This is a genomic window from Nocardioides sp. Root682 (assembly GCF_001427795.1).
GTDB lineage: Bacteria > Actinomycetota > Actinomycetes > Propionibacteriales > Nocardioidaceae > Nocardioides.
Window position 1 is genome coordinate 394540 of sequence record NZ_LMHJ01000003.1, and the last position, 20629, is coordinate 415168.

Annotated in this window: 26 protein-coding genes; 2 read left to right on the forward strand and 24 right to left on the reverse strand. The window is 70.0% G+C overall.

Features of this window, described 5'->3' with window-relative positions; translation table 11 throughout:
• Window positions 1–52 precede the first annotated feature (52 nt).
• The 21 genes from fliL to ASD84_RS17220 form a co-directional block, all read right to left on the reverse strand.
• Entirely contained in the window at window positions 53–493 is a 441-nt protein-coding gene (fliL, locus tag ASD84_RS17120) for a flagellar basal body-associated protein FliL (RefSeq protein WP_056713069.1), read from the reverse strand.
• Complete coding sequence (locus ASD84_RS17125; RefSeq protein ID WP_056713072.1) at window positions 490–1515, reverse strand: flagellar motor protein MotB; 1026 nt, start codon at window positions 1513–1515, stop codon at window positions 490–492. The genes fliL and ASD84_RS17125 overlap by 4 nt, the downstream gene beginning before the upstream one ends.
• Window positions 1515–2285, reverse strand: a complete 771-nt coding sequence (locus tag ASD84_RS17130) for a motility protein A (RefSeq protein WP_235531152.1) — start codon at window positions 2283–2285, stop codon at window positions 1515–1517. The genes ASD84_RS17125 and ASD84_RS17130 overlap by 1 nt, the downstream gene beginning before the upstream one ends.
• Window positions 2282–2575 (reverse strand): flagellar FlbD family protein, encoded by a 294-nt coding sequence (locus ASD84_RS17135; RefSeq protein ID WP_056713074.1) that lies wholly within the window; start codon window positions 2573–2575, stop codon window positions 2282–2284. Before ASD84_RS17135 ends, ASD84_RS17130 begins: the two co-directional genes overlap by 4 nt.
• Before the next feature lie 152 nt (window positions 2576–2727).
• Window positions 2728–3570 (reverse strand): flagellar hook-basal body complex protein, encoded by an 843-nt coding sequence (locus tag ASD84_RS17140; protein WP_056713077.1) that lies wholly within the window; start codon window positions 3568–3570, stop codon window positions 2728–2730.
• A 55-nt stretch (window positions 3571–3625) separates the two neighbouring features.
• Window positions 3626–4102, reverse strand: a complete 477-nt coding sequence (locus ASD84_RS17145; RefSeq protein WP_056713079.1) for a flagellar hook capping FlgD N-terminal domain-containing protein — start codon at window positions 4100–4102, stop codon at window positions 3626–3628.
• A 9-nt stretch (window positions 4103–4111) separates the two neighbouring features.
• On the reverse strand, window positions 4112–5365 hold the full coding sequence (locus ASD84_RS17150) for a flagellar hook-length control protein FliK (RefSeq protein WP_056713081.1): 1254 nt from the start codon (window positions 5363–5365) through the stop codon (window positions 4112–4114).
• Window positions 5365–6315, reverse strand: coding sequence for a transglycosylase SLT domain-containing protein (locus tag ASD84_RS17155; RefSeq protein WP_056713083.1), 951 nt, complete (start codon window positions 6313–6315; stop codon window positions 5365–5367). The genes ASD84_RS17150 and ASD84_RS17155 overlap by 1 nt, the downstream gene beginning before the upstream one ends.
• Window positions 6312–6788, reverse strand: coding sequence for a flagellar FliJ family protein (locus ASD84_RS17160; RefSeq protein ID WP_056713085.1), 477 nt, complete (start codon window positions 6786–6788; stop codon window positions 6312–6314). Before ASD84_RS17160 ends, ASD84_RS17155 begins: the two co-directional genes overlap by 4 nt.
• Entirely contained in the window at window positions 6785–8068 is a 1284-nt protein-coding gene (locus ASD84_RS17165; protein ID WP_235531153.1) for a FliI/YscN family ATPase, read from the reverse strand. The genes ASD84_RS17160 and ASD84_RS17165 overlap by 4 nt, the downstream gene beginning before the upstream one ends.
• 92 nt (window positions 8069–8160) lie before the next feature.
• Window positions 8161–8829: a FliH/SctL family protein gene (locus tag ASD84_RS17170; RefSeq protein ID WP_056713087.1), complete on the reverse strand. Its 669-nt coding sequence runs from the start codon at window positions 8827–8829 to the stop codon at window positions 8161–8163.
• Window positions 8813–9841, reverse strand: a complete 1029-nt coding sequence (fliG, locus tag ASD84_RS17175; RefSeq protein ID WP_156392065.1) for a flagellar motor switch protein FliG — start codon at window positions 9839–9841, stop codon at window positions 8813–8815. The genes ASD84_RS17170 and fliG overlap by 17 nt, the downstream gene beginning before the upstream one ends.
• Window positions 9838–11427: a flagellar basal-body MS-ring/collar protein FliF gene (gene fliF / locus ASD84_RS17180; protein ID WP_056713089.1), complete on the reverse strand. Its 1590-nt coding sequence runs from the start codon at window positions 11425–11427 to the stop codon at window positions 9838–9840. The genes fliG and fliF overlap by 4 nt, the downstream gene beginning before the upstream one ends.
• Before the next feature lie 10 nt (window positions 11428–11437).
• Window positions 11438–11791, reverse strand: a complete 354-nt coding sequence (fliE, locus tag ASD84_RS17185; protein WP_056714785.1) for a flagellar hook-basal body complex protein FliE — start codon at window positions 11789–11791, stop codon at window positions 11438–11440.
• 5 nt (window positions 11792–11796) lie between these two features.
• Window positions 11797–12186: a flagellar basal body rod protein FlgC gene (locus tag ASD84_RS17190; RefSeq protein ID WP_056713090.1), complete on the reverse strand. Its 390-nt coding sequence runs from the start codon at window positions 12184–12186 to the stop codon at window positions 11797–11799.
• Entirely contained in the window at window positions 12186–12551 is a 366-nt protein-coding gene (locus tag ASD84_RS17195; protein WP_056714788.1) for a flagellar basal body rod protein FlgB, read from the reverse strand. Before ASD84_RS17195 ends, ASD84_RS17190 begins: the two co-directional genes overlap by 1 nt.
• 189 nt (window positions 12552–12740) lie before the next feature.
• Window positions 12741–13220 (reverse strand): hypothetical protein, encoded by a 480-nt coding sequence (locus tag ASD84_RS17200; RefSeq protein ID WP_056713091.1) that lies wholly within the window; start codon window positions 13218–13220, stop codon window positions 12741–12743.
• Between the two features lie 9 nt (window positions 13221–13229).
• Entirely contained in the window at window positions 13230–13589 is a 360-nt protein-coding gene (locus ASD84_RS17205) for a response regulator (protein ID WP_056713093.1), read from the reverse strand.
• Window positions 13586–14095, reverse strand: a complete 510-nt coding sequence (locus ASD84_RS17210) for a chemotaxis protein CheX (protein WP_056713095.1) — start codon at window positions 14093–14095, stop codon at window positions 13586–13588. The genes ASD84_RS17205 and ASD84_RS17210 overlap by 4 nt, the downstream gene beginning before the upstream one ends.
• Window positions 14092–14484 (reverse strand): response regulator, encoded by a 393-nt coding sequence (locus ASD84_RS17215; RefSeq protein ID WP_200954645.1) that lies wholly within the window; start codon window positions 14482–14484, stop codon window positions 14092–14094. Before ASD84_RS17215 ends, ASD84_RS17210 begins: the two co-directional genes overlap by 4 nt.
• An 11-nt stretch (window positions 14485–14495) precedes the next feature.
• Window positions 14496–15362: a CheR family methyltransferase gene (locus ASD84_RS17220; protein ID WP_056713098.1), complete on the reverse strand. Its 867-nt coding sequence runs from the start codon at window positions 15360–15362 to the stop codon at window positions 14496–14498.
• 107 nt (window positions 15363–15469) lie between these two features.
• Here ASD84_RS17220 and ASD84_RS17225 point away from each other — a divergent pair, with 107 nt between their 5' ends.
• Window positions 15470–16534, forward strand: coding sequence for a protein-glutamate methylesterase/protein-glutamine glutaminase (locus ASD84_RS17225; RefSeq protein ID WP_056713099.1), 1065 nt, complete (start codon window positions 15470–15472; stop codon window positions 16532–16534).
• A gap of 165 nt (window positions 16535–16699) precedes the next feature.
• Window positions 16700–18508: a hypothetical protein gene (locus tag ASD84_RS17230; protein WP_056713100.1), complete on the forward strand. Its 1809-nt coding sequence runs from the start codon at window positions 16700–16702 to the stop codon at window positions 18506–18508.
• 61 nt (window positions 18509–18569) lie between these two features.
• Here the strand turns inward: ASD84_RS17230 and ASD84_RS17235 are convergent, their stop codons facing one another.
• Genes ASD84_RS17235 through fliD form a run of 3 tightly spaced genes read right to left on the reverse strand, consistent with a single transcriptional unit; the run spans window position 18570 to window position 20618 of the window.
• The gene (locus ASD84_RS17235) at window positions 18570–18896 is read right to left on the reverse strand and encodes a hypothetical protein (RefSeq protein ID WP_056713101.1); all 327 of its coding nucleotides are present in this window, start codon (window positions 18894–18896) and stop codon (window positions 18570–18572) included.
• Window positions 18893–19273, reverse strand: a complete 381-nt coding sequence (gene fliS, locus ASD84_RS17240) for a flagellar export chaperone FliS (RefSeq protein ID WP_056713103.1) — start codon at window positions 19271–19273, stop codon at window positions 18893–18895. Before fliS ends, ASD84_RS17235 begins: the two co-directional genes overlap by 4 nt.
• 10 nt (window positions 19274–19283) lie before the next feature.
• Complete coding sequence (gene fliD, locus ASD84_RS17245) at window positions 19284–20618, reverse strand: flagellar filament capping protein FliD (protein ID WP_056713104.1); 1335 nt, start codon at window positions 20616–20618, stop codon at window positions 19284–19286.
• Window positions 20619–20629 lie beyond the last annotated feature (11 nt).

The following is a 20629-nucleotide window of genomic DNA, read 5'->3' on the forward strand; positions in this document are numbered from 1 at the left end:
TGGCCCGAAGTGACTACGAAGGGTCCCGGGGACGGTCCCGGGACACCGACCCCTACTGGGTGACGAACTCGGTGAAGTACACCTCCATGACCTCACCTTCGTACCGTTCCTGAAGTTCCTTGTTCAGCTCGGTGCGCAGTTCTTCCCGCATCTCAGGCTTGTTCACCTCGCCCACGGGTCGGCCACTGAACACGCCGATCGCGGCATCGAGTGCCTTGCTGCCGTCGGCTTCCTTTGCGGTGGACGTCAGCTGGAGGGCCAGGCCCAGGCGCAGGTAGTGACCCGACGCGAGGTTCACCTGGATTGCCTCGAGCTGCACGACCTCGCCCGGCTTCGGTTCGACCTTGCCCTGGGGCTTGAGCATGAAGTACCAGGCGCCGGCGGCGAGGACGGCGATCGCGAGGACCACGATGCCGATCTTCTTGATCTTGCCGGAATCGGCCGGCTCCTCGGTGGTGGCGCCCTTCTGGGCGTTGGCGGTCAGGGTGCTCACGGGACTTCCTCCTGGCGGGTGCTGCTCGGGCGGCCGGAGGCCGTCGCGTGGTTGTCGGTGTCGGGGGTGTTGTCGGTGCCGCCGGGTGCCGGGGGCGGGTCCTCGTCGTCGACGAGCCCGGCCTCGCGGCGCAGGTCGGCGTACGCCTCGCCCATGAGCGCCCTGGTCTCGGCGGGGGCGTCGCTGAGGACGAGGATGTCGACGCGCTTGTTGATCCGTTGCGAGTCGGCGCGGGTCGGGTCGATCAGGGGCTTGGTGTGACCGAAGCCGGTCGCCCGCAACCGCGGTGCGGCGATGCCGTGCACCTCCTCGAGCCGACGCAGCACGTGCGCGGCCCGGGCCAGGGAGAGCTCCCAGTCGGTCGGGAAGAACCGGGGCTGCACCTTCTCCTGGTTGGTGTGGCCGTCCAGCTCGATCGGCTCCGGAAGCAGCTTCAGGACGGGCGCGAGGGTGTCGACCACCCGGCGCCCGCGTGCGGTGAGCTCGGCCATGTCGGGCTGGAAGACGACGTGCTGGGAGACCAGGCTGACCACGAGCCCGCGCTCGTCGATCGTCGCGCGGACGTCTTCGCGCAGGCCCTGCTTGCGCAGCGCCTTGTCGATCTCCTTCCACACCTTCAGCAACCGGTCGACCTCGGCGGTCGCGTCGCCGTACGCACGCTCGGAGCGGAGGCGGTCGGACTCCTTCATGATCTGGGCGACCTGCTCGCGCTGTGACTCGGGCACCTGCGCGAGCAGCATCTGGTACGACGCCTCGCCAGGCTCGTCCGCGCCCTTGGCGTTGCTGACGGGGCTCTCGCCGCTGAGGATCGACTGCTCGCGGCCGAAGCCGACGGCCAGGCCCTCCTTGAGCTGCTGGTACTTCTTCTCGTCGACCGTCGACATCGCGAACATGACGATGAACAGCACCATCAGCAAGGTGACCATGTCGGCATAGGTGACCAGCCAGCGCTCGTTCCCTTCGTGGCCCTCCTCGTGGTCCTCCTCGATGCGTCGCCGACGGGGCGCGGGGTGTCCGGACATCAGGCGGCTTCCCGCTCGACCGTTCCGGTCGGCAGCAAGGAGCGGAGCTTCTCGGCCACCAGACGAGGGTTGGCTCCGGCCTGGATGGCGGCGACGCCCTCGATGGCGACCTCCATCCGGGCGCACTCCAGCTCGCCGAGGCGCTTGAGCCGGCTCGAGAGCGGCAGCCAGATCACGTTGGCGGACATGACGCCCCAGAGCGTGGCGACGAAGGCGCCGGCGATGAGGTGGCCGAGCTCCTCGGGGCTGGCCAGGTTCTCGAGCACGTGCACCAGGCCCATGACGGTGCCGATGATGCCGATGGTCGGGGAGTAGGCACCTGCGTCGCCGAAGAACTTCGCGGCCTGCTTGTCGTCCCGCTTCTTGGCGCGCAGCTCGGCCTCGAGGATGTCGCGGACGTCGTCGGGGTCGGTGCCGTCGATCGCCATCGTGACGCCCTTGACCAGGAACGGGTCGTCGATGTCGCGCAGGCTGTCCTCGAGCGCGAGGAGGCCCTCGCGGCGGGCGCGCTCGGCGAGGCTGACCACCTGGGGGACCAGTGCGTCGGCGGGCTCGACCTTGCCGCTCATCGCTCGACCGATGTTCTTGCCGGCTGCCTTGGCGTCGGCCACCGTGCCGCCGGCGATGGTCACCATGATCGTCGTACCGAGGACCAGCAGCATCGGCGGCAGGAGCAGCAGGCTCATCGGGTTGCCGCCCTCCATCATGTTGGCGACGACGATGATCACCAGGCCGAGGGCGATGCCGACCGGGGTGGCGATGTCCTTCACGACGTACCTCCACGGTGGCGATCGGTGAGCGAGACGGCGCTCAGGCGGGTCGGTCGGGGCGCCGTCGATCCCACGGGCGGGATCACGGCGGCGTCCGGCAGGGCGGATCGAGCCACGATGAGGGCGCGGTAGCGGACGACCGACTCGAGCACGGCGTCCAGCGACTCCGACACGAGGTACTTGGTGCCGTCGACGAGGGTCACCACCGTGTCCGGCGTGCAGTCGACACGCTCGATCAGGTCGGCGTTGAGCAGGAACACAGTTCCTGACAATCGGGTCAGCGAGATCACCGCGGCACCTCCGTGTGCGTGGATCGATTCCAGGAGCCGTCCATGGCTCTCTTCAGGGGGTTCATCGGCCGCTCGGGGTAGTCCCTGACCAAAAGCACCGCGCCACGCCGATTTGCGGTGCTTTTGGCCAGGGACTACCCCGCGCGCTGACCTCAGCGCTTGATGTTGACGAGCTCTTCGAGGACCTGGTCGCTGGTCGTGATGACGCGCGAGCTGGCCTGGAAGCCACGCTGGGCCAGGATCAGGTTCGTGAACTCGGCCGACAGGTCGACGTTCGACATCTCCAGGGCACCGGCCGTCATCTGGCCGCGCTGGCCCTGGCCGGCCACGCCGAGCTGCACCGCGCCCGAGTTCGCGGACTCCCGGAAGGACGTGTCGCCGACCCGGTCCATGCCCATCGGGTTGGCGAAGTCGGCCACCGCGAGCTGCGCGATGTCGCGCTGCACGCCGTCGGAGTACACGCCACGGAGCTTGCCGTCGGCGGCAATGGAGTACGACGTCAGCTCGACGCCGACCGGCAGCGCGATCGAGTTCAGGTCGACGTCGATCAGGCCACCGGTCGGCAGACCGGCGACGTCGAGGGCGTAGCCCTGCACGCGGGTGCCGGTCGGCGCCACCAGCACGCCGGTCTGGTCGAAGGTGAACGCACCGGCGCGGGTGTACATGTTCTCGGCGCCGTCTCGGACCACGAAGAAGCCGTCGCCCTGCAGCATCAGGTCGGTGGGACGGCCGGTCATCTGCGCCGAGCCCTGGCCGAAGTTGGTCATGGTGGCTGCCAGCTGCACACCCAGGCCGATCTGGATCGGGTTGGTGCCGCCGCGCTCGGCGTTGCCGCCCGAGGCCGCCGTCAGCATCTGGCTCAGCGTGTCGGAGAAGACCGTGGTGCTGGCCTTGAAGCCGGTGGTGTTGGCGTTGGCGATGTTGTTGCCGGTGATGTCGAGCATGGTCTGGTTGGTGCGAAGGCCGGAGATGCCGGCGAAGAGCGAGCGAAGCATGGTGGTTCTCCTTCTCGGATGGTGCGGTGGGTCGAGTTGGTCGAGTTGGTCGAGATCAGGCGGGCGTGCCGCTGGGCGTGCCCGTCGTACCGCTCGGTGGCGGTGCGGTGATGGTCGGTGCGGTGCCGACGCTGATCACGCCGGTGATCGGGACCTGGTGACCGTCGACACTGAGCATCGGCCCTGTCGACAGGTAGGTGGTGCCCTGGACCGTGCCGCTCTGCTCGGCCCCGTTCTCGTCGAACCAGCGGACGGTCTGGCCGATCATCGAGCTCGCGCCGAACGCGAGCTGGCTGCTGAGCAGCATCGCCGTCTGGTCGGCGACGGCCTGCATCTTCTCCAGCGCGGTGAACTGGGCGGTCTGCGCCATGAACTCGCTGGAGTCGGCTGGGTTGAGCGGATCCTGGTAGCGCATCTGCGCGACCATCAGCTCCAGGAAGACCTTCTGGTCACCGAAGCTGTTGGTCTGGGCGGTGCTGGTTCCTCCGGACGTGACGCCGTACGTCACGCCTTCGGTTGCGCCGATCGACATGGTGCCTCCTCACAGGTTCCGGTCGAGACGACCGGGGGTCGGGGTCGAGGTGGGTACGACGTCTGCGCGACGTACTCCTTGCTCGAGCGGGTGGCCGGGCCGGCCGGCATGGCCGTCACGGCCCTCGCCGCGGGACTGGCCGCGGGACTGGCCGGGCTGGTCGAAGGCGGGTTGCTGACCGGGCTGCTGGCCGGGCTGCTGACCGGGCTGCTGGTCGGGCTGGCCGCTCCACGCCTGGGCGAAGTCGCTGCGCGCTGCCGGGGTGGGCGTGGTCAGCAGGGGCGTGGCGTTGACGTCACGAACCAGGATCCGCGCCTCGGTGGCGCCGGCCCGCTCGAGCATCCGCTGCAGCTCCGGGGCACCGCTGGCCAGCGCCTGACGCACGGCACCGTCACCGGCCTCGCCCGACATCCGGACCCGTACCGCTCCGTCGCGAACGACCAGCGTCACCCGGACCTCGCCGAGCTGCGCCGGCTGGAGGGTCAGGGTGATCCGGTGCGTGCCGTTCCCGCTGCTCGCGAGCCTCGTCACCTCCGGGAACACCTGCGTCACGACCGCCCGCTCCACCGACTTGGGGCTTGTCACCGCCGAGTTGGGGTTTGTCACGCCCGAGTTGGGGTTTGTCACCATCGAGTCGGCGTTTGTCGCCGTCGGCAAGTCGACGGAAGGGGCGGGGACCTTGGTCAGGTCTGCGGGTACGTCGACCGCCAACGTCGTGCGGATCGGACCGTCCGTTGCCGACTCCTCGGACGCGGCCGCGATGCTCGTCCCGGCAACGCCGAGGGTCGGCTGCTGCGTGGCGTTGCGGTTCGACGGGGGCAGGGCCGTGGTGGGCAGGGCCGTGGTGGGCAGGGCCGTGGTGGGCAGGGCCGTGGTGGGCAGGGCCGTGGTGGGAATCCCCGACTCGACGGTGGGAATCCCCAACTCGGGGGTGACAAACCCCAACTCGGGGGTGACAAACCCCAACTCGGCGGCTGGGGTGGCGGGAGTTGCCGGCACTGCAGGCGTTGCGCGGTGTGCCCCCGTGGATCCGGTGGATCCGGTGGATCCGGTGGCGGGAAGAGCCGGCGTTGCGGTCGTGGTCGCCACCATCGCCACCATCGGCTGTACGGCGAGCGCCGCGGCGAGGGCGTCCATGAACGCGACCTCGCCCTCGGCGCCGGGTTGACCGTCGGTCGTCTGGCCACTCGCGGTACCGGTCGTCGTACCGGCCTCGGTGGGAGCCGGGGCCAGCAGGCCCGGCAGGAAGGGCGCAATGCTCATCAGTCGTTCACCATCGCCATCACGTTGCGGACGTAGTTCTGGGTCTCGCGGTACGGCGGGATGCCGTCGTACCGCGCCACGGCACCCGGGCCGGCGTTGTACGCCGCCAGGGCCAGGTCGGTCTGGCCGAACCGGTCGATCAGCGACCGCAGCAGGCGGGCGGCGCCGTCGATGGCCTGGGCCGGGTCGAAGGGGTTCTCCACGCCGAGGCCGCGGGCGGTGCCGGGCATCAGCTGCATCAGGCCCTGCGCTCCAGCGGGGCTGACGGCCTTCGGGTTGAAGCCCGACTCCTGCTTCGCGACAGCGGCGAGCAGCTCACCGGGCACCCCGGTGCGGGCCGCCGCGGCGTTGATCAGTCCGGCGTACGGCGTCGCGTCGGAGACCCTTGCCGCAGCGCCACTCGTCGGCGTGGCCGCCGCAGAAGCGCCGTCCGGGAGGATGCGACGGATCACGTCGGGCGTGGAGGGTACGTCGACGACCCGGATGTCCAGCCCGGTGCGCGGGGCCTCGATCATCTTGCCGTCGCCGATGTAGATCGCGATGTGGTCGACGCCGTTGTTGCGGCTCGAGTTGTCCCACGCGATCAGGTCGCCGGGCTGCGCCTCGGCCATGCTCGCGACCGGACGACCCGCCTGTGCCTGCTGGTTGGAGACGCGGGGGAGGTCGTACCCGAGGTTGCGGTAGACGACCTGCACGAGGCCGGAGCAGTCCATGCCCTTCTCGGGGTTGGTGCCGCCCCAGACGTAGGGCAGGCCGACGTACTTCTTCGCCTCCGCGACGACGTCCGCGCCGCTGACATCGCCAGCACCGGACGGGCTCGCGGCGGAAGCCGCCACGGTCTCGGTGGTGAGCGCGTTCGCGAACCCGGTCGAGGCCGGACGTGTGGTCGCGAACTGCGCGAGCTGTGCCTGGATCTGTCCGATCCGCGCGGTGACGTTGTCGATGCTCATGAGACGCCCCCGTGGGCGCGCGACCAGCGCTGGGCGGCCAGGTCGTCGGCCTCGCGGTCGGCCTTCCGGCGTGCTTCGGTACGACGCCGTACCGCTCGTTGCTCGAGGAGGTACTCGACGGCGGCGAGGCGGGCGCGGTCGCTCGTCCAGCGTGCGCGGGCCTCGGACGAGACCACGGCAGCCGTCTCGACGTCGCCGCGGGTCTCCTGGATGAGGGTGCCGAGATGCGTCAGCGCGGTGTGGTGCGCGAGCAGCTCGCCCGGGGTCGCCAGGTGCGCGACGGGGGTGCCGGCCAGCTGGTTCTCCAGGCCGGCGAGGCGCACTGCGACGGCGGCCTCCTCGGCGAGCACCTGGGTCAGGCCGATCCGGCTGTCGGTCTCCCGGACCGAGCGGACCCGGGCGACAGCGGCGAGGCCGCGGTCCTCCGGGTGGGTGGGTCGGGCCAATGACCCGTGCATGGTGCGGGTGCTCATGTCGCCACCAGCTCGCTGAGACGGGCCCAGGTCTCGGACGTGGGCGTGACGTCGTCCATGTCCTGGCGCAGGAGGTCCTCGATCCGCGGCAGCCGTTCGAGGGCGGCGTCGGCGTACGGGTCGGCCCCGGCGACGTACGCACCGATCTCGACGAGCTCCTTGATCCCGCGGTGGGCGGCGAGCATCCGGCGCAGCAACGCGGCGTCGGCCTGCTGGTCGGGCGTGGTGACGGCACGGTGCACGCGCGAGATCGACTCGAGGACGTCGATGGCGGGGAAGTGCCCGGACGTCGCGAGCTCGCGGGACAGCACGACATGCCCGTCGAGGATGGAGCGGGCGGTGTCGCCGATCGGGTCCTGGAGGTCGTCGCCCTCGACGAGCACGGTGTACAGGCCGGTGATCGAGCCGTTGGCGGAGGTTCCGGCGCGCTCGAGGAGACGCGGCAGCAGCCCGAAGACGCTGGGCGGGTAGCCGCGGGTGGCGGGCGGTTCGCCGGCCGACAGGCCGATCTCGCGCTGGGCCATCGCGACGCGGGTGAGCGAGTCCATCATCAGCAGGACGTCGCGGCCGGAGTCGCGGAACCACTCGGCGATGCGGGTGGCGGTGAAGGCCGCGCGCAGCCGTTCGACGGCCGGCGCGTCCGACGTGGCGACGACGATCACCGAGCGGGCCAGGCCTTCGGGGCCGAGGTCGCCCTCGATGAACTCCCGGACCTCGCGGCCGCGCTCGCCCACCAGGGCGATCACGTTGACCGCTGCGTCCGTGCCGCGGGCGATCATCGACAGCAGCGACGACTTGCCGACGCCGGAGCCCGCCATGATGCCGAGCCGCTGGCCGCGGCCCACGGGAACGAGCGCGTCCATGGCCCGTACGCCGAGCCCGAGCGGCTCGGTGATCCGCGGTCGGGACAGGGCGCTCGGGGTGGTGTGCTCGGTCGAGACCAGCTCGAGGCCGGACACCAGGTCCAAGGGCGGGCCGTCGTCCACGGGCCGGCCGAGTCCGTCGAGCACCCGCCCGCGCAGGGCGTCGCCGACCCGGATCTGGAGCGGACCTCCGGTGGACCGGACCAGATCGCCGACGCGCACGCCGGTGGTCGGGCCCAGCGGAAGGCAGATCGCCGCGCCGTGTCGGAGGGCGACCACCTCGACGAGCAGCGGTCCGGCCGCCGCGCGTACCTCCAGCATGTCGCCGGCGGCCGCCGTAGGGAGGCCACGGATCTCGAGGTGGAGGCCGACCAGCTCGGCGACGGTGCCCAGGTGGAGTGGCCGAGCGGCGGTCAATGCGCGGTCGACAAGCCCCAAGTCGGCGGTGGGAAACCCCGACTCGGCGGTGACAAACCCCAAGTCGCGCGTGACAAACCCCAAGTCGCGCGTCATGAGAGCACCTCGCGCACCCGGGCCATGGCCTCGTCGATGCGCAGGTCGACGACGGCACCGTCGACGGACTCGACCAGGGCGTCGGCGGGGCCGAGGGACGCGTCGGGGACGACCTCGAGGCCGCGGGAGACGAGGTCCCGAACGGCCTCGGCAGAAACGAGCGAAGGGTGCACGCGCACCCGGCCGACAGGAGCAGCCGGCAGCACCTGCAGCACGCGGGCCACCACCTCCGCCGGCCCCATGTCCTCGACCCGGAGGCCGACGATCTCGGCGGTCAGCGCGAGCGCCAGACCTGCCGCCTGCGACTCGACAGCGCTGGCCAGGTCGCCGAGCAGCCCCCTGACCCGCTCGGCGGCCTGGGCCAGCGCCTCGACGGCGGCCCGGTGTTCGCCGGCCCGCCGCGCCTCGTCCTCGGCCGCGCGGGCGGCTCGGACGAGCTCGGTGGCGGCAGCCTGCTCGGCGGCCGCCCGACGTCCGGCGGCCCAGCCGACGGCGTACCCCTGTGCCTGCGCGGCGTCGCGCGCATCGGCAGCGATCCCGTCGAGCAGCGACTCGGTGATGGAGTCGCCGAGCACGCTCTGCCCGCCCAGGCGGGTCCACCGACCGACCCGCAGCTCCGGCAGGAGCGGTCGCGTCAGCTCTCCGGAGTCAGACGACGAACTCATCGTCACTCCCGCGCCGGACCATGATCTGGCCCTGTTCCTCGAGCTGGCGAATGGTGCGGATGACGCCCTGCTGGGCCTCCTCGACCTGGGCCAGGCGGACGGCGCCGAGCATCTCGACCTCGTCGAGCAGGTTCTCTGCGGCGCGCTCGGACAGGTTGCTGGTGATCTTGGTCCGCACCGACTCGCTGACGCCCTTGAGGGCGAGGGCGAGCTCGGCGGTGTCGACCTGGCGCAGCACCTGCTGCACGGAACGGTCGTCGAGCCCGACGATGTCCTCGAACATGAACATCCGGCTCTTGACCTCGTCGGCCAGCGCGGCGTCCAGTCCTTCGAGGCCTTCGACGATCTGCCGCTCGGTGGGCCGGTCGGAGCGGTTGATGATGTTGACGAGGGGATCGACGCCGCCGACGCGCGAGACCTCGGCGGGCTGCAGCATCGAGGAGAGCTTGCGCTCCAGGATGCTCTCGACGGTGCGGACGATCTCGGGGGAAGTGCGGTCCATGACGGCGATCCGGTGCGCGACGACGGCCTGCTGGTGGGCGGGCAGTCCGCTCAGCAGCAGGGACGCCTTGTCGGCGGCCATGTAGGCCAGCACCAGCGCGATGATCTGTGGGTGCTCGTCGGCGATGAATCCCCGCAGCTGAGCGGGATCCGCGCGGTGCAGGAACTGGAACGGCATCTGTACGGCGGCCGCGTGCAGCCGCTCCATGATCTCGGCAGCCCGCTCGGGACCGAGGGACTGCTCGAGCAGCTGCTTGGCGAAGTTGAACCCGCCCTGCGTGATGTGCGCGTGGGCCGTCGCGAGCTCGTGGAACTCCGAGAGCACCGAGCCGGTCTCCGACGCCGACACCGAGTCGAGCCGGGCGATCTCGGCGGAGATGCCCTCGACCTCGGCGTCGCTGAGGTGCGCCATCACCTGGGCGGCGCGGTCCTTGCCCATCTGGATGAGCAGGATGGCGGCCTTGCGGACACCCAGTCCGGTCACGGCACTGCCGCTGGCGAGCATGGTCATGACCGCGGCTCCACGAGCCAGCCACGCAGCAGTGACGCCACGTCCTCGGGCTGCTTCTCCACGAGCGCGATCAGGTCGTCACGCAAGCCGTCCTCCTCGTTCGCCTCCGCTGCTTCGAGTACGGCGACCGCGGGGCTGTCGATCTGGGGCATCCGGTTCGCGGCGTCCAGCTTCAGCTGTTCGACGACGTACGACGTCGCGTCCTCGCGGGCCCGTGCCCGGCGCCGTGCCTGGAACCAGGCCAGCAGCACCATGAGGGCGATGCCACCGCCGATCCCGACGTTGCGCAGGAGTGCGTTCTTGGCGTCGGCCGCGTCGGCCTTCTGTGCTGCGGCGATCTCCTTCGCCGCGGCCTCGTCGGCGCTGCGGTCGAACGGCAGCGCGGAGACCTCGATCGTGTCGCCCCGGTCGGCCTTGATGCCGATGGCGCTGCTGATCAGGTCCTGGACCACCTCGGGCTGGATGGCCGCGGCGGCGGTGGCGTCCAGGACGACCGCGACGTGCAGGCTGTTCACCGATCCCGGAGCCGTCTCGCGGTGCTCGACGGTCTTGTCGATGGCGTTGTCCTTCGTCTCGCTGCCGTTCTTGTACGACGAGTCGCCGTCTGCGCCGTCGGTGCCCGGATCCATCTGGCCGTCCGAGCCCACGGTCCCGCCGACCCCGTCGGGGGTCTTCCCCGCACCGGTGTAGGTCTCGCTGGTCTTCGACTCGGACAACGCCGGGGTGCCCTCGGGCACGTCGTACTTGAGGGAATCGGTCACGGACTTGTCGAAGTCGAGGTCGGCCGTGACGGCGGTCTTGGAGTTGCCGACGCCGACGACGCGATCGAGGACGGCCTGGATCTCGCCCTGCAGGGACTTCTGGAAGGCCTCCACCTGCTTGGTCCGGGAGGAGGCGGCGCCCGAGCCGGCCTCGGTGCCCTCGCTGGTGAGGACCTTGCCGGTCGAGTCCGCCACGGTGACCTTCTTCGGGTCGAGGCCGTCGATGCTCGATGCGACCAGGTGGACGACGGCCTGGACCTGCTCGTCGTCGAGGGTCACACCGGCCGCGGTGTCGACCAGGACCGACGCGGTGGCCGGGTCCTGCTCGTCGCTGAAGACCTGCTTCTCGGGCAGCGCCAGGTGGACGACCGCGGTGTCGACGCCGTCGATGGCCTCGATGGTCTTGCTGAGCTCGCCCTCCATCGCGCGCTTGAAGTTGGTCTGCTCCTGGGACTCCGAGGTCGACAGGCTCTGGCCGTCAAGGAGGCTGTAGCCGGCGTCGGTGCTGGTGGGCAGGCCCTTGCCGGACAGGGTGATCCGGGTGCTGTAGACGTCCGCGCGCGGGACCGAGATGGTGCCGCCGCCGCCGGAGATCTCGTACGGGATGCCGGAGGCGTCGAGCTCCTCGATGACCGCGCTGGCGTCCTCGCCCGAAAGGTTCGAGTAGAGCGGTGAGTAGCTCGGGGCCGACACCCAGCGGAACACCATGAAGGCGGCGATCAGCAGGGCTGCTCCACCCACGATGGCGACGGCCTTCTGGCCGGACGTGAAGGACGCGAACGCGTCGGATCCGCGGGAGAGGAAGCGGTTCAGTTTCTGTTGCATGTCGATGTCCTCAGACCTGCATCCGCATGATCTCGTTGAACGCCTCGACGGCCTTGTTGCGGAGCGCAACCGTCATCTGGCTGGCGACCGAGGCCTCGCTGGCGGCGATCGTGTAGTCGTGGATGTTCTCGAGCTTCCCGGTCGCGGCCTGGACCGCGAGGTTGTCGGCCTTGTCCGTCAGGCCCTCGAGCCGGTCGAGTCCGTCGAGGACCATCGAGCCGAACTCGGTGTCGGGCCCGGTGGGTCCGTTGACGGCGGCAGTACCGGTGGGTCCGCTGGCCGGCGCAGCGTTCGCGATCGACGCCATGCCGTCGACGCCGGGCAGGTTCGGGATCTGCGGGAAGCTGATCGGGGAGATGCTCATCGTGGTCACCGGCCGATCTGCAGGGCTGCGGTGTAGGTGTCCTGGGCCGACTTGGTGACCTGCACGGACGCCTGGTAGCCGCGCTGGGCCATGACCAGCTCGCTCATCTGCGAGGCCATGTCCATGTCGGGCATCCGGACGTAGCCGTCCTCGTCGGCCAGCGGGTGCGTCGGGTTGTGGACCAGACGGCCCTCGGCGCTGGACTGGGCGAAGCCGGCGACGTCGACGCCGCCGTCCTCGCGCGGGTCCATCACGACGAACTTGGCCTGGAAGGCGTCGTCGTCGGTGCCCTTGACCGTGTTTGCGTTCGCGATGTTGCCGGCGAGCGCGTCCAGCCAGACCTGGTGTGCGCCGAGCGAGGTGTTCGCGATGCGCAGCGTGTCGAAGGCGCCCATCAGCCGTTACCGCCCGACATGACGGACATCCGCGTGGCCCGGTCGCTGATCGCGCGACCCATGACCTCGTACTCGTACTGCGTCTGGATCGCCGCGATCGACTCCTTGCGGAGGTCGACGTTGTTGTCGTTGGCCCCGACGGGAGTGTCGGTGGGAGACACGGTGACACCGACGCCGGTCGAGGCCGTGGCCTTGCCGGTCTCGATGGCGCGCGACAGCGCCGACTCGAAGTCGGCGGCGCGGGCCCGGAACCCGGGGGTGTCGACGTTCGCGATGTTGTCGGCGATCACCTGCTGGCGCGTGGACAGGCCGTTGATCGCGGAGTGCAACACGAAGCCGACGGCATCGGTGGCTGCGAAGGACACGAGGTTCTCCTCGGGAGGCACTTCTCCTGACGGATGGAGCTGGTCAGCAGTGGTGCAGCGGTGCCGGTCCTTCGGCGAGGGGCGAGCAATCCCTGCTCACGGGGACAATCGGTTGAGCGTTGAACGACCTGAGTTCCGATCGCTGGGACTTGATCCCGACTATCCCGACCGTTCGACCAGAGGAGTACGTCAGAGGAGTACGACGGACACGGCTCCCGCGCCGTAACCGGCGATGTCGATCGTGAGGTCCTCGCGGCGACCCAGCGTGAGCGCGCTGATCCGCAGCTGCGGGTCCAGGGGCGGCCCGGCCGGGTGCAGGGCGTGCAGTCGCAGGTGCTCGGCACCGGCGACGTTGAACATCGACGCCGCGATGTTGAGCACCTCGTAGAGGTTCTCGCTCATCGCGTCGGTGATCTTGCCGTCGTCGATCGCCGCCTGGGCGCCGCCGACCGGGATCAGCCCAATGGCAGCGCCGGCGTGGGCGGAGAAGGTCAGGTCGCACAGGATCAGGGCACTGATCCGGAGCTGGTCGTCGACGTACACCGCGATCGAGGCAGCAGTGTCGGGCGCGGGCGCGAACGGCGTTGCCGGCGACAGCGTGACGTCGCGGCCGAGCAGGTCGGCGAGCAGGTCACGGAGCTGCTTGGGCTGGGGCAGGTGGACGACCACGTCGACTCCTCAGATGACGCTGCGGAGGGCGTCGTCGAACGCCTCCGGGGTGAACGGCTTGGCGATGAGGAAGGCGGCGCCGGACGACGTGGCGCGCTGGCGCATCTCCTCGGAACCCTCCGAGGTGACGAAGCCGAAGGCGACCGTCGAGCCGGAGGCGCGCAGGGCGTCGAGGCAGTCGATGCCATTCATCTCGGGCATGTTCCAGTCCGACAGGACCAGGTCGGGGGACTCGGTCCGCACCAGCTCCAGTGCCTGGCGGCCGTTCTCGGCCTCCACGATCTCGTGGCCACCGTGACCGGCCTGGCGCAGGGTGCGGATCACGATCTGCCGCATCACGCGACTGTCGTCGGCGATCAGGATCTTCATCGGGCTGCTCCCTGGGGGACGTGGACACAGACGCGGACGGGGGCGCCGCGCCAGGCGACGTCCACGCGGCAGACCTCGCGGACGTCGCTCGCGAAGGCCGCTCGGCCCGCTGCGACGGACGGGAGGGAGAGGACGCTGGGGCCGGGCATCATGCTCTTGATGCTCCCGCCCACCATGTTGACGAGCTCTCCGACACCGTCGGCGACGTCGCCGTCGAGCACCTCGTCGGTCGACGGGATGGCCAGCATGCGGGCGGTCACCTGGCGTGCCACCTGCTCGTCGAGCTCCAGGGTCACGACGCCCTGCCAGCCTCCGGTGACCGAGACCGTCGCGGACCAGACACCGGCCGCATCGAAGGGGGAGCCGGGCGGGACGGCGCGGGGGACGAGCGCCTCGTCCTCGCCGAGGAGCGCCATCCACATGTCCTCGGTCACCGAGCGCACGTCCTCGAGGTCCGGCGCGTCGACGTCGGCGGACGAAGGGTCGAAGAAGGTCAACACGTTCATGCCAGTGCTCCGTCGGTCGCAGTGACGCCGTCGCGGAGCAGGCCGAGGAGCTCGAGCTTCTCGACGATCGCGTCGGGGGTGAAGGGCTTGATGACGTACTCGTGCGCACCGGCCGCCAGCGCCCGCACGATGTTGCGCTGCTCGCCCTCGGTCGTGACCATCATCAACGTGATGTCACGCCACTCGGGGTTGGCGCGCACCTCGGTGATGAAGGTGTAGCCGTCCATCACGGGCATGTTCCAGTCGACCAGGCAGATGTCGGGCACGGGCCCGGCCCGCAGCTGGTCCAGGGCGTCCTGGCCGTGCTCGGCCTCGGAGGTCTCGAAGTCGAGGCCCGCGACGATGCGGCGCAGGATGCTCCGCATGGCCCGGGAGTCGTCGATGATCATGGCGCGCACGATCAGGCTCCTGTCATGGTCAGGTTGGGGATCGGGGCAGCAGCGGGGGCGGGTGCGCCGGAACGTCGATGCACCTGCACCCGGCCGATCGGCTCGCGTCGCCATGCAGCGGCAAGGTCCGCGGGCAGGTCGAGCGTGGTCTCCGAGGAGCCGAGCAGCAGGTAGCCGTCGAGCGACAGCATCGGCAGCATCCGGCGCAGGATGTCCTGCTTGGTCGGGGCGTCGAAGTAGATCAGCACGTTGCGGAGCCAGATCATGTCGAAGGTCCCGAGGGCGACGTACGGCGCCGCGAGGTTGAGGTGACGGACGGTGACCCGCTCCCGCAACCGGGGCGCGATCTCCCACTCGCGACCGACCCGGGTGAAGTAGCGCACCAGGCTGGTGGCCGGCAGGCCGCGGTTGACCTCGACCTGGCTGTAACGCCCGGCCTTCACCCGCTCGAGCATGGTGGTCGCGATGTCGGTGGCGACGATCTCGTACTCCCACCCGGCTGGCAGGTGCTGGTCGAGCAGCATCGCGATGGAGTAGGCCTCCTGGCCGCTCGAGCACGCAGCGCTCCAGATCCGCAGCCGACGGGTCGTCGAGCGCCGCTCGAGCAGGTCGGGCAGTATCGCGTCCGTGAAGGCCTGGTAGGGCGTGTGGTCCCGGAACCAGCTGGTCTCGTTGATGGTCAGCGCGTCGATCACCTTGCGGCGCTCGTCGGCGTCGAAGGCCAGCCTGGCGACGTACGCCTCCAGGTCGAGGCCCTTGGCCGCGGCGAGCGGGGCAAGACGCGCCTCGACGAGGTACTCCTTGCCCTCGTCGTACACCATCGACGTCTCGCGCCGGACGAGCGCGGAGACAGACGCGAAGGCGGTGGGCGTGGTCATGCCTCGCTCATCGGCACTGCGCGATAGTCCCTGACCAAAAGCACCGAAAATGCGCGTGTCGCGGTGCTTTTGGTCAGGGACTACCCCGCCGGGCCGATGACAGGGACGTGACTCAGATCAGGGTGCTCGTGGTGGACGACTCGGCTTTGGTACGACGGCTGGTCACCACCGCACTCAGCCAGGCCACCGACATCGAGGTCGCCGGCGTGGCGAAGGACGGTGTCGAGGCCGTCCGCATGGTCGACGAGCTCAAGCCCGACGTGGTGACCCTCGACATCGAGATGCCGAACCTCGACGGCCTCGGCGCGCTGACGCAGATCCGCGACAAGCACGCCCGGCTGCCGGTCATCATGTTCTCGACCCTGACCGAGCGGGGTGCGACCGCGACCCTGGACGCCCTGTCCCGTGGGGCGTCGGACTACGTCACCAAGCCCTCGAACACCGGGCAGATCGCCGACGGCATCGCCGCGATCCGCGACCAGCTGGTGCCCCGCATCCGGGCCCTGGCCGGGATGCGGAAGCTCACGCCCGGCACGTCGCGGCCCATCGTTCGTCGCGAGCGCCAGCCGCACGCGACGCAACCGGTCAGCGCCCTGCTCATCGGCTGCTCCACCGGCGGCCCCGACGCGCTGGCGCGGCTGCTGCCCCGGCTGCCCGCCGATCTCGGCGTGCCGGTGCTGGTCGTCCAGCACATGCCACCGGTGTTCACCGCGATGCTCGCCCAGCGCCTCGACAAGCTCTGCGCGCTGAACGTGCGCGAGGCCGCCGAGGGCGACGAGGTCCGTGCCGGTGACGTCCTCATCGCGCCCGGGGACTTCCACCTGCGGCTCAGCCGCGTCGGCCGGATCGGCCCGGTGCGGGTCGCGCTCGACCAGGGTGACCAGGAGAACTTCTGTCGCCCTGCCGTCGACGTGCTGTTCCGGTCCGCGCTGGACATCTACGGCGGTGGCGCGCTCGCGACGGTGCTGACCGGCATGGGGCACGACGGCCTCGCCGGGGCCCGGCAGCTGGCAGCCTCCGGTGCCCGGATCCTCGTCCAGGACGAGGAGAGCTCGGTCGTGTGGGGGATGCCGGGTGCCGTTGCGGGCGCGGGCCTCGCCGACGACGTACTCCCGCTGGACCAGCTGGGCGACCGGATCGTGGCGACCGTACGCCGTTCCCGCGCCGCCTGAGGTCCCCGGCGGCCCCGTGCCGGGCGAGGCGGCGTGTCCTCACTTCCGACACTGGTGGTGCCCCGCCGGCGAGCACACGATGGGTGAAGGTCCCGGCGGCCATATTTCTCGTGGTGACGCTGTGCGGGCACAACCCTCTTACGACTCGTGGGGAGTCCACACACCATGTCCCAGCATCGCTCCCATCGTCGCGCCCGTCGCGTCATCGCCCAGATCGGATCCGGCGCGCTCCTCGTCGCCGGCGCAGCAGTCATCGCCACGACGGTGTCGACCCCAATGGCCAACGCAGCCGGCCAGGCCATCTCGACCACCACCAACATCGCCGCAGGAACCGGCGAATGCGTTCGGCCCGACGGAGCGGGTGCGGACCCGGTCAACTGCAATGCCTACGCCGTCCAGGACGACGTCTGGCTGAGCAACCTGCCGCAGAACCTCCCCGAGGGCGACTACTTCTTCGCGATCAACGCGCCGGGAACCCAGTCGACGCCGAACGACGGCGAGATCGGGCTGTTGTCCGGCGACAGCCGCGCGGACCGGACCTTCCACGTGAGTGCGCTGGGAGAGATCACCGCGACCCACCTGGTCGTCAACGACCGGATCCAGATGAAACCGTTCATCACCACGACCAACAACGGCGGCGTCTACGTGGCCAGCGTGTGTGCGCTGCCCAGCCCTGACCCGACCGCTCCGGTCAACGGAAATGACTGCACGCACGACAACTTCAAGGTGCTCCAGGACAACCCGCCGCCGGTCGCGCCCGCGCTGACCGTCTCGAAGACAGCCGAGGGCTCCTACGACAACACCTACACCTGGGGGATCGACAAGTCGGTCGACGACAGCACCCTGAGTGGCGTGTCCGGCTCGGTCACCGCCAACTACACCGTCACGCTGAGCCACGACGGGGGCGCCATCTCCGGGGCCGAGATCACCGGCTCGGTCACCGTCACGAACCCGAACCCCGTCGCGGCCGTCGCCGACATCACCGACGCGTTCTCGGACGCCGGGATCGTCTGCACACTGACCGGTGCAGGCGACGACGTCGAGGTCGCCCCGGGTGACACGGTCCTCCCGTTCAGCTGCGATGTCGCCGACGACGCCGTCCCGGCGGACGGTCTCACGAACACCGTCACGGTGGAATGGGACGTCCAATTGCTCGGTGACGCGGTCCTCGACGCGGGCTCGGCCACGGACACGACCGACCCGATCGAGATCACGGAGAACACGATCGACGAGTGTGTCGACGTGACCGACACCTACGCCGGTGACCTCGGCACCGTCTGTGTCGGTGACGCCGACCTGACGCTCGAGTACTCACGGACCTGGAACCTCACCAACCCGGGCTGTGTCGTCTACCCGAACACCGCTTCCTTCGTCACCAACGACGGCGGGCTCACGGGTGAGGACAGCCAGAACGTGGAGGTCTGCAAGACGCCGCTCAACACGGGTGCCCACACCATCGGGGGCTGGACGAACAAGAACGGCCAGGACCTCATCAAGAACGGGCCCTTCACGACGATCAGCAACGTGAAGGTGTGCAACTCCGGCACCTACCTGCGGACCTTCGCGCCGTTCCAGGACCTGGCTGCGAACGCGACCTGTGCCCAGGTGGCCACGTACGTCACCGGCGTGATCAACAAGGCAACGGCCACCACGATGACCCCGATGCTCAAGGCACAGATGCTGGCGACCGCACTGTCGGTCTACTTCACGGGGCCGGGCAGCACGCTGGCGACGCAGAAGTACATCCCGAACACCAACCTGGGTGCGATCGACATCGACCTCACCCACATCAAGGGTCGCGACGTGCGCGCTGCCTTCAACAACCAGACGCACATGACAGTGAGCCAGATGCTGTCCTGGACGGCCGGGCAGTACGTCAGCATGAGCAACTGGTACGGGACGTCCAGGCCGCTCCAGACCGACGCCAAGGACGCGTTCGACGCCATCAACAACAACATGGTCTTCGCGCCCTAGAAGACCGCACCGAAGCGACCGTCACCCCGGTCCGTGTCTGCCCGACGCCCCAATCACGACCTCACGCCGTGATGTCGAGGTAGACGGGTACAGACCGGGTGGCGGTCGCGTCGCGCACCCGCTCGGTCAGTCGCTGCTGTTGCCGGGTGTCGGACAGGATGCCGGGGATCGCCGCCATCAGCCGCTGCTGACGTTCGAGCAGTGCTCGTGCGCGGGGCAGGAACTCGTCGGGGATCGGGCCGAGCTCGGTGGGCGGGTGCCACGGGGTGGAGTCGGGCGCCCGGCGTCCCTGGAGCATCCGCTCGGCGTTGTCGGCGTGGGCCTCGAGGCGGTCCAGCGCCTCGCGCCAGGTGACCGGTCGACGAGGGCCGTTCGGTGGGGTGGTCACTGGATCGCCGCCGCCATCGCGGCTTCACGCCAGGTGTCGCACATCTGCTGGGCCAGCCCGAGCGCCTCGGTCGACAGCTGGGGGTCACGCCGGATGTTCGCCTGGACCAGCTGGTTGCGGAGGAAGGCGTACAGCGCGGCGAGCTCGGCGCCGCCCTGCATCTTGTCGACCTGAAGGCTCGACTCCAGCTCCAGCACGATGTCCTGGGCGTGGATCAGGTGCTTGTGCGCGCTCTCCCAGTCACCGAGCTGCTGGGCACCGCGGCCCCGCTCGACGTCGAGGACCAGGCGTTCGAGCAGCATCACCAGCAGGCGTGCCGGCGACGCGGTCGAGACGGCGTTGGACTGGTAGGCCGCGTGAGCGGTCAAGGCGTTCATCGGTGATTCCTCACTCGGTCGACGCGGTCAGGGACGACAGCTGGCTGGAGAGCCAGCTGGATTGGGCCTGCATCTGGGAGAGAGCCGTCTCCAGTGCGGTGTACTGCCGTTCCAGGGAGGTACGGCGCAGCTCGAGCCGGTCGTCCCAGCGGGCGATGTTCTGGTTGAGGCGGGTGATCGCCGTGCCGTGGTTGGTGATCGAGCTCGTCACCGAGCCGTCGAACTTGTTGCTGGCTGCCTTGGCCACGGCCTCGATCCGGGCCGTGAACCCGGTGGGTCCGGTGAAGGCCGCGGCGGCGGCGATCGGGTCGTCCTTGTACGACGCCGCGAACTTGGCGGAGTCGAACGTGAGCTTGCCGTAGCGGTCGACCTGGATGCCGTACTTCGCCATCGACGTCCCGTCGGCCGGGTACATCGCCTCCTGCAGGGCGGCGCCGAGGTGGCGGAGCCCGCTGTCGCCGGCGAGCACCCCCTTGGAGGTGGTGCTCGTGGAGGTGAGGTTGCTGATCTGGCCGAGGATGGCGTTGATCCCGTCGACGAACGACGACGCGGACGCGGAGGCGCCGGCGGCGTCGCGGCTGACGTCGACCTCGGCGGTTCCGGTCGCGTTCGCGGCGAGGGTGATGGTGACGCCAGGGACGACGTCGGTGAAGGTGTTGGTGCTGGAGGTGGCGGTGATGCCGCCGATGTCGATGCTGGCGTCGCGACCGCCGCGGACAGTCGTGCCACCCAGCAGGGCGGCGCCCGTCGAGTCGGTCAGCTCGAAGGCCTGGTCGCCTCCGGTGGTCGAGGACTCGACGAGGAGCCGGTACTGGTCGGTGCCGCCGACGTTGCCGGTGCGCACCAGGGTGGCCCGGACTCCGGCGTCGGCGCCGTTGATCGCGGCGGCGAGCTCCTCGAGCGTCCCGCCGGCGGTGTCGATCTGGACGTCGGCGTCGCCGGCCCGCTTCAGCAGCACGCTGCTCGTGGCGCCGGTGACCACATCGGTCTTCGCGTGGGCGTCGGTGAAGGCGACCTGGTGGCTGAGCGCGGTCTGGCCGACGTTCACCGTGAAGCTGCCCGCCGCAGCGGCGGTGGTGGCGGTGACGCGGACCCCGGTGTTGGTGGAGGTGGGCGTCAGGGACGTCCACGAGCCGGTGGTGGCGGTGCGCATCCCCTCGGCGGAGGTCCCCAGTGCCTGGAGCGCCGTGTTGAGCTTCTGCAGGGCGGTGACCTTGCTCTGCTCCGAGGACACCTGGGTCTTGAGCTTGGTCTGGGGCAGCGCTTCGAGCGCCATCAGCTGGCTGATGATGCTCGCCGTGTCCAGTCCGCTCGCGAGTCCGCCGATGCTGCTGGTCGCTGCCATGGTCGTGCCTC

Excerpts from the sequence above, each read along its gene's own strand:
- fliS (WP_056713103.1), bottom strand. The coding sequence starts at position 19,273 with ATGAACGCCTTGACCGCTCACGCGGCCTACCAGTCCAACGCCGTCTCG.
- ASD84_RS17150 (WP_056713081.1), bottom strand. The coding sequence starts at position 5,365 with ATGAGCATTGCGCCCTTCCTGCCGGGCCTGCTGGCCCCGGCTCCCACC.
- ASD84_RS17190 (WP_056713090.1), bottom strand. The coding sequence starts at position 12,186 with ATGGGCGCCTTCGACACGCTGCGCATCGCGAACACCTCGCTCGGCGCA.
- ASD84_RS17140 (WP_056713077.1), bottom strand. The coding sequence starts at position 3,570 with ATGCTTCGCTCGCTCTTCGCCGGCATCTCCGGCCTTCGCACCAACCAG.
- ASD84_RS17125 (WP_056713072.1), bottom strand. The coding sequence starts at position 1,515 with ATGTCCGGACACCCCGCGCCCCGTCGGCGACGCATCGAGGAGGACCAC.
- ASD84_RS17205 (WP_056713093.1), bottom strand. The coding sequence starts at position 13,589 with ATGAAGATCCTGATCGCCGACGACAGTCGCGTGATGCGGCAGATCGTG.
- fliF (WP_056713089.1), bottom strand. The coding sequence starts at position 11,427 with ATGCAACAGAAACTGAACCGCTTCCTCTCCCGCGGATCCGACGCGTTC.
- fliE (WP_056714785.1), bottom strand. The coding sequence starts at position 11,791 with ATGAGCATCTCCCCGATCAGCTTCCCGCAGATCCCGAACCTGCCCGGC.
- ASD84_RS17210 (WP_056713095.1), bottom strand. The coding sequence starts at position 14,095 with ATGAACGTGTTGACCTTCTTCGACCCTTCGTCCGCCGACGTCGACGCG.
- ASD84_RS17215 (WP_200954645.1), bottom strand. The coding sequence starts at position 14,484 with ATGATCATCGACGACTCCCGGGCCATGCGGAGCATCCTGCGCCGCATC.
- ASD84_RS17145 (WP_056713079.1), bottom strand. The coding sequence starts at position 4,102 with ATGTCGATCGGCGCAACCGAAGGCGTGACGTACGGCGTCACGTCCGGA.
- ASD84_RS17160 (WP_056713085.1), bottom strand. The coding sequence starts at position 6,788 with ATGAGCACCCGCACCATGCACGGGTCATTGGCCCGACCCACCCACCCG.
- ASD84_RS17220 (WP_056713098.1), bottom strand. The coding sequence starts at position 15,362 with ATGACCACGCCCACCGCCTTCGCGTCTGTCTCCGCGCTCGTCCGGCGC.
- fliG (WP_156392065.1), bottom strand. The coding sequence starts at position 9,841 with ATGACCATGCTCGCCAGCGGCAGTGCCGTGACCGGACTGGGTGTCCGC.
- ASD84_RS17170 (WP_056713087.1), bottom strand. The coding sequence starts at position 8,829 with ATGAGTTCGTCGTCTGACTCCGGAGAGCTGACGCGACCGCTCCTGCCG.
- ASD84_RS17155 (WP_056713083.1), bottom strand. The coding sequence starts at position 6,315 with ATGAGCATCGACAACGTCACCGCGCGGATCGGACAGATCCAGGCACAG.
- ASD84_RS17230 (WP_056713100.1), top strand. The coding sequence starts at position 16,700 with ATGTCCCAGCATCGCTCCCATCGTCGCGCCCGTCGCGTCATCGCCCAG.
- fliD (WP_056713104.1), bottom strand. The coding sequence starts at position 20,618 with ATGGCAGCGACCAGCAGCATCGGCGGACTCGCGAGCGGACTGGACACG.